Annotated in this window: 2 protein-coding genes, 21 tRNA genes, 1 rRNA gene and 1 riboswitch; all 24 genes read right to left on the reverse strand. The window is 44.1% G+C overall.

Features of this window, described 5'->3' with window-relative positions; genetic code table 11:
* Positions 1-7: 7 nt before the first annotated feature.
* The 24 genes from metE to rrf all read right to left on the reverse strand — a co-directional run bounded on the left by metE (position 8) and on the right by rrf (position 5901).
* Positions 8-2287, reverse strand: coding sequence for a 5-methyltetrahydropteroyltriglutamate--homocysteine S-methyltransferase (gene metE, locus HMPREF0556_RS05110; protein ID WP_040486492.1), 2280 nt, complete (start codon positions 2285-2287; stop codon positions 8-10).
* 97 nt (positions 2288-2384) lie between these two features.
* Positions 2385-2497: riboswitch (SAM riboswitch) on the reverse strand.
* A gap of 75 nt (positions 2498-2572) precedes the next feature.
* On the reverse strand, positions 2573-3742 hold the full coding sequence (locus tag HMPREF0556_RS05115) for an MFS transporter (protein ID WP_003756196.1): 1170 nt from the start codon (positions 3740-3742) through the stop codon (positions 2573-2575).
* Positions 3743-3809: 67 nt separating this feature from the next.
* Positions 3810-3881, reverse strand: a tRNA-Glu gene (locus HMPREF0556_RS05120).
* A 6-nt stretch (positions 3882-3887) separates the two neighbouring features.
* Positions 3888-3978, reverse strand: a tRNA-Ser gene (locus HMPREF0556_RS05125).
* A 35-nt stretch (positions 3979-4013) separates the two neighbouring features.
* Positions 4014-4086 (reverse strand) — tRNA-Asn (locus HMPREF0556_RS05130).
* A 6-nt stretch (positions 4087-4092) separates the two neighbouring features.
* Positions 4093-4166 (reverse strand) — tRNA-Ile (locus tag HMPREF0556_RS05135).
* 28 nt (positions 4167-4194) lie between these two features.
* A tRNA-Gly gene (locus HMPREF0556_RS05140) sits at positions 4195-4265 on the reverse strand.
* 23 nt (positions 4266-4288) lie between these two features.
* Positions 4289-4361 (reverse strand) — tRNA-His (locus tag HMPREF0556_RS05145).
* A 21-nt stretch (positions 4362-4382) separates the two neighbouring features.
* Positions 4383-4455 (reverse strand) — tRNA-Phe (locus HMPREF0556_RS05150).
* A 3-nt stretch (positions 4456-4458) separates the two neighbouring features.
* Positions 4459-4534, reverse strand: a tRNA-Asp gene (locus HMPREF0556_RS05155).
* A 3-nt stretch (positions 4535-4537) separates the two neighbouring features.
* Positions 4538-4611: transfer RNA gene (locus HMPREF0556_RS05160), tRNA-Met, on the reverse strand.
* A 40-nt stretch (positions 4612-4651) separates the two neighbouring features.
* Positions 4652-4741, reverse strand: a tRNA-Ser gene (locus tag HMPREF0556_RS05165).
* A gap of 27 nt (positions 4742-4768) precedes the next feature.
* Positions 4769-4842: transfer RNA gene (locus tag HMPREF0556_RS05170), tRNA-Ile, on the reverse strand.
* A gap of 9 nt (positions 4843-4851) precedes the next feature.
* Positions 4852-4925 (reverse strand) — tRNA-Met (locus HMPREF0556_RS05175).
* 52 nt (positions 4926-4977) lie between these two features.
* Positions 4978-5050 (reverse strand) — tRNA-Ala (locus tag HMPREF0556_RS05180).
* Positions 5051-5068: 18 nt separating this feature from the next.
* Positions 5069-5142: transfer RNA gene (locus HMPREF0556_RS05185), tRNA-Pro, on the reverse strand.
* Between the two features lie 11 nt (positions 5143-5153).
* Positions 5154-5227 (reverse strand) — tRNA-Arg (locus HMPREF0556_RS05190).
* Positions 5228-5251: 24 nt separating this feature from the next.
* A tRNA-Leu gene (locus HMPREF0556_RS05195) sits at positions 5252-5337 on the reverse strand.
* 16 nt (positions 5338-5353) lie between these two features.
* A tRNA-Gly gene (locus HMPREF0556_RS05200) sits at positions 5354-5428 on the reverse strand.
* Between the two features lie 18 nt (positions 5429-5446).
* Positions 5447-5528, reverse strand: a tRNA-Leu gene (locus HMPREF0556_RS05205).
* A 7-nt stretch (positions 5529-5535) separates the two neighbouring features.
* Positions 5536-5608 (reverse strand) — tRNA-Lys (locus HMPREF0556_RS05210).
* Between the two features lie 12 nt (positions 5609-5620).
* Positions 5621-5696: transfer RNA gene (locus HMPREF0556_RS05215), tRNA-Thr, on the reverse strand.
* Between the two features lie 5 nt (positions 5697-5701).
* Positions 5702-5777: transfer RNA gene (locus HMPREF0556_RS05220), tRNA-Val, on the reverse strand.
* An 8-nt stretch (positions 5778-5785) separates the two neighbouring features.
* Positions 5786-5901: ribosomal RNA gene (gene rrf, locus HMPREF0556_RS05225) — 5S ribosomal RNA — on the reverse strand.
* Positions 5902-6055 lie beyond the last annotated feature (154 nt).

A 6055-nucleotide genomic window follows, 5' to 3' on the forward strand; every position in this document is an offset into this window, starting at 1 on the left:
TCCTTTTCTACTTTTCCGTTACTTGGTATTCCGCACGAATTTCTTTAGTCGCTTTGACCATGTCTTTTAAGGCTGCAATCGTTTCTGGCTCTTTTCTCGTTTTCAGTCCACAATCAGGGTTGATCCAAAATTGTTTGACATCGATTGCACGAAGCGCACGTTTGATGTTGTCTTGGATCTCTTCCACGGTTGGAACACGTGGACTGTGGATATCATAAACACCCAGACCGATCTCTTTATCATAAGTTACTTCTTCAAACGTAGAGATGATCTCACCATGACTTCGCGAGGTCTCGATCGAAATCACGTCGGCATCTAGTGCGCTGATCGTATCGATAATATCATCAAAATCCGAGTAACACATATGCGTATGGATCTGCGTATCATTTTTGACAGAAGTCGTTGTTAGCTTGAATGAGTAAACGGCATCCTCTAAATATTCTTTCCAACGTGATTCTTTAAGCGGCAGTCCTTCGCGAAGTGCCGGCTCATCAACTTGGATGACCCGAATGCCATTTGCCTCAAGCGCCTCTACTTCTGTACGGAGTGCCAAACCAACTTGATTCGCGACCTCGCTTTTTGGGATATCGTCACGCACAAAGCTCCAGTTGATGATCGTTACCGGTGCAGTGAGCATTCCTTTTACAGGACGATCTGTCAGCGATTGGGCATATACACTTTCTTTTACAGTGATTTCTTCTGTAAAAGCGACATCTCCGTAAATAAGTGGTGGACGTACCGCGCGGGAACCATAGGATTGTACCCAGCCGAATTTTGTCGCCTTAAAGCCAGCTAATTTCTGACCGAAATATTCGACCATATCCGTACGTTCGAACTCACCATGTACTAATACATCAATATCTAGATCTTCTTGGATCTCGATCCAACGTTTGATTTCTGCTTTGATATACGTATCATAATCACTGTCGGATAAATTACCTTTCAGCCATTCTGCTCGTTTTTTCCGTACTTCAGGTGATTGTGGGAAGCTACCGATCGTCGTCGTCGGAAGTAATGGTAGTTTTAACCATTCGTGCTGCTGTTTGATACGTTCTGCAAATGGTAAGTCCCGTTCTACCGTGACATTTTCTAAATTCTTGATCGCTGTTTGGACTTCATTATTATTACGGTGCGAGGAAGCATTCAGTGCTGCAACCGCATTGGTAGAAGCCGCGAAATCAGCAGTTTCTTCACCATTCAGTGCTTTTGTCAAAAGAACGATCTCATCTAGTTTTTCATCAGCAAATGATAAGCCATTCCACAATACCTCTTCTAGATCAGGTTCCGTCTTTTTAGTTACAGGTACATGCAGTAAAGAGTTTGACGGCTGGACGAAAATGATTTCGGCCTTTGCAAGTGTAACGATTTTTTCAAGCAATGCTTTTTGTTTTGCCAAATCACTCCGCCATACATTACGCCCATTGATGATACCGACACCCAAAATTTTATCAGCTGGAAAGCCAAATTTCTCAAGTGCTTCCAAAGATTCCCCATGATCATGTACAAAATCGATACCAATCGCATCGACAGGCAATTTAACAATATCTTCATAATAGTCCAAACTTTCAAAATAAGTTTGGAGCTCGATTTTTATTTCTGGTGCCGCAGCACGGATAGCTTCATATGTTTTTTTATAAAGTGCCAGCTCTTCTTTCGGAAAACTTGTTGCTAGATAAGGTTCGTCGATCTGTACCCACTTCACGCCGCCTTCTTCTAGTTCTTTGATCAATTGAGTATATAGCGGGATAAATTGATCTAATAACCCTTCAAAATCGCCTTCGCTTCCTTTCCCTAATTTTAAATAAGTGATCGGCCCCACCACAACTGGTTTACCATCGATCCCAAGCTCTTCCTTTGCTTCCAAATAATATTTTAACGGGCGGTTGAAAGCTAAATGCGGTGCTGCATCTTTTAATTCCGGCACGATATAATGATAATTCGTATTAAACCATTTCGTCATTTCTGAAGCAACTGCGTTTTCTCGTCCTCGGGCAATTTCGAAATATGTATCTAAGGAAGGTTGATCCGTTTCGAAACGCTTCGGAATAACACCGAATGTCAAACTTGTATCCAAAATATGATCATAATAACTAAAATCGCCTACAGGAATCAGTTCTACACCCTTCTCCTGTTGTTTCTTCAATGACTGCAACCGAATTTGTTTCGTTTCCTTTTCCAATTCTTCTTGCGAGATCGCACCATTCCAATAGCGCTCTAATGCTCGCTTCCATTCTCTTTTCTCCCCTAAACGCGGATACCCCAAATTTGAACTAATTGCTTTTACCATATATCTTTTCTCCTTTCTCCGAGCTTCCAACACACGAAAAAACCTCCCTAGAGAATTAGAGAGGTTGATTTATCACTGAAAAAATAATATCGCATCTCTCTTATCTCTCAAAGCTTACTGAAGCTTTGCAGGAATTAGCACCTTTTCAATAAAAAATTGAAAGGTTGCTGGGTTTCATCGGGCCAGTCCCTCTACCACTCATAATAAGAGCTAATATTTAGTTGGTGTTAACTTGTATTGTTTTCATAATTATACATAGCCATATCATGAAAAGCAACCCCTTTTTTAGAAATTAACTGAATTTTGTTTATTATTTCCTCCATTAAAAAGCAACACTGTACCGGCCAACAATAGGGCGGCCACCGTGTAATAAAAACTAGCCGGACCAAAGTGACTAATCAAATTCCCCGTAAAGATCGGCCCCACGATACTCCCAGCACTAAAACACATCCCTACGAGGATATTTCCAGCCGGCAATAGCTCCAATGCCGTTAAATCTGTCATATAGGATAAGCCGAGGGAATACAGCGAACCAAGAAAAATCCCTAGAATAAAGAACAGGAGAATAAAAAGTAGCGTGTGATGAACAAAAGCAAGTATTAAAAACAAAAATGCTCCCCCAATCGTCAGAAACGGCAATAAGTTTCCTCTTCCTACCCGGTCGCTAAAAATCCCGATCGGCAGTTGAAATAGAATCGTCCCTACTGAAAATGAGGATATAATAATGGTAATAACAGCCGTCCCCATCCCTTCACGCAGGCCAACAACTGGAAAAGTAGCATTCAATCCTGTTTCCAATACGCCATATAGAAATGGCGGAATCATTGCGACCCAGCTTGTTTTCAGCACGCTGGAAAACCGTTTAAAACTATCAAAGAAAGAAATCGCTCGGATTTTTTTGCCCGAGGAAATAAAACCATTATCTAATTTCCACAGAATGATCCAAGTGACTAAAATTAATAGTCCAGACAAATAAAATGGCAAATTTTGTGAGAAACTTGCTAGATTAACTAACTGTGGTCCCACGGCAAACCCTACGGAGAAAAACAGTCCATAGATGGACATGTTCCTTCCTCTTTTAGAAGGGTCGCTTATCGCCCCGATCCAGGTTTGTGAAGAAAAGTGAAGCATATGATCACCGACTCCAATTAGCAAGCGCAGTAAAAACCAAAAATAAAGATTAAAGTAGATCGGAAATAAAAGAATGGCGACCCCTACTATCGCTGCTCCGACTAAAATAACTGGTTTAAAGCCATATTTATGAAGAGGTGCCTCAATAAAAGGTGATACTAGCAACACGCCAATATAAATTCCCGTGGCATGCAATCCGTTGATACTCGAAGAAATACCTTTTTCTTCAAAAATAATTGCAATCAAAGGCAGCAATAACCCCTGAGATAATCCTGATATTGCAACTACTGTAGTTAAGACCCAAAATCGGAATCTATCCGTCATGAAGACACCTTCTTTCTACATACATAAAAAAAGTAATACCAAAGTTGGCATTACTTTTTTAAAATTATGACCCGTACGGGAATCGAACCCGTGTTACCGCCGTGAAAGGGCGGTGTCTTAACCGCTTGACCAACGGGCCTACATCTGGCGGAGAAGGAGGGATTTGAACCCTCGCGCCGCTTTCGCGACCTACACCCTTAGCAGGGGCGCCTCTTCAGCCACTTGAGTACTTCCCCAAATGTTTTAAAAAATCTATTCTTCTAAAGAATAACTCCACAGGTAGGACTCGAACCTACGACCGATCGGTTAACAGCCGATTGCTCTACCAACTGAGCTACTGTGGAATAAAATGGGCCTAAATGGACTCGAACCATCGACCTCACGCTTATCAGGCGTGCGCTCTAACCAGCTGAGCTATAGGCCCTTCACAGATAAATAGAATATTAACAAAGAGCGGGTGATGGGAATCGAACCCACGACAACAGCTTGGAAGGCTGTAGTTTTACCACTAAACTACACCCGCATATATAAAACGGATTAACAAAGGGCGGATGATGGGAATCGAACCCACGAATGCCTGAACCACAATCAGGTGCGTTAACCACTTCGCCACATCCGCCATGGCAAAAGCATGTAAAAGTGGCTTGGGACAGAATCGAACTGCCGACACCTTGAGCTTCAATCAAGTGCTCTACCAACTGAGCTACCAAGCCAAATGGCGGTTCCGACGGGATTTGAACCCGCGATCTCCTGCGTGACAGGCAGGCATGTTAACCCCTACACCACGGAACCGAATTGCGGGGACAGGATTTGAACCTGCGACCTTCGGGTTATGAGCCCGACGAGCTACCAGACTGCTCCACCCCGCGATAATAATATAAAATTTTTGTCCACCAATCACAACAAAAAAGGAGGAAAGGGGATTCGAACCCCTGCGCGGTCTTACCCGCCTGTCGGTTTTCAAGACCGATCCCTTCAGCCAGACTTGGGTATTCCTCCATTACAATATAGCAATAACGTGATAAGTGGACCTTGCAGGACTCGAACCTGCGACCGGACGGTTATGAGCCGTCTGCTCTAACCAACTGAGCTAAAGGTCCATAAAGAGATAGCGGCGGAGGGAGTTGAACCCACGACCTTTCGGGTATGAACCGAATGCTCTAGCCAGCTGAGCTACACCGCCATAATAATAATGGTGCTATCTACTCTAAATATGAGTATATTTACCTGTAAAGTGGAGCCTAGCGGGATCGAACCGCTGACCTCCTGCGTGCAAAGCAGGCGCTCTCCCAGCTGAGCTAAGGCCCCAAAAAGAAAGAATAAAAATCGGGAAGACAGGATTCGAACCTGCGACCCCTTGGTCCCAAACCAAGTGCTCTACCAAGCTGAGCTACTTCCCGTACTAAAGAAGTGCGCCCGAGAGGAGTCGAACCTCTAACCGCTTGATTCGTAGTCAAGTACTCTATCCAATTGAGCTACGGGCGCAAAAACAATATAGATTTATAAAAGTGCCGAGGACCGGAATCGAACCGGTACGGTGATCACTCACCGCAGGATTTTAAGTCCTGTGCGTCTGCCAGTTCCGCCACCCCGGCAATATTTGGAATAAATTGGAGCGGAAGACGGGGTTCGAACCCGCGACCCCCACCTTGGCAAGGTGATGTTCTACCACTGAACTACTTCCGCAACTTATAACAAATATAATGCGGGTGAAGGGACTTGAACCCCCACGCCTTGCGGCGCCAGATCCTAAATCTGGTGCGTCTGCCAATTCCGCCACACCCGCATAAAAGTGAGCCGTGATGGGCTCGAACCATCGACCCTCTGATTAAAAGTCAGATGCTCTACCAACTGAGCTAACGGCTCAAACAAGAAAAATGGTGCCGGCTGCAAGAGTCGAACTCGCGACCTACTGATTACAAATCAGTTGCTCTACCAACTGAGCTAAGCCGGCAAAAATGGTGGAGGTTAACGGGATCGAACCGCTGACCCTCTGCTTGTAAGGCAGATGCTCTCCCAGCTGAGCTAAACCTCCAAATTACTGCCCGGCAGCGACCTACTCTCACAGGGGGAAACCCCCTACTACCATTGGCGCAGAGAAGCTTAACTACCGTGTTCGGGATGGGAACGGGTGTGACCTTCTCGCCATAACTACCAGACAATATAAGAGAAAAACATTCTCTCAAAACTAGAGAAGAAAGATTGTAAAGTTTTCACCGATAATCATTTTTATTGGTTAAGTCCTCGATCGATTAGTATTTGTCCGCTCCATATGTTGCCATACTTCCACTCCAAACCTATCTACCTGATCAT

It is taken from the genome of Listeria grayi DSM 20601 (assembly GCF_000148995.1).
Taxonomy (GTDB): Bacteria; Bacillota; Bacilli; order Lactobacillales; family Listeriaceae; genus Listeria; species Listeria grayi.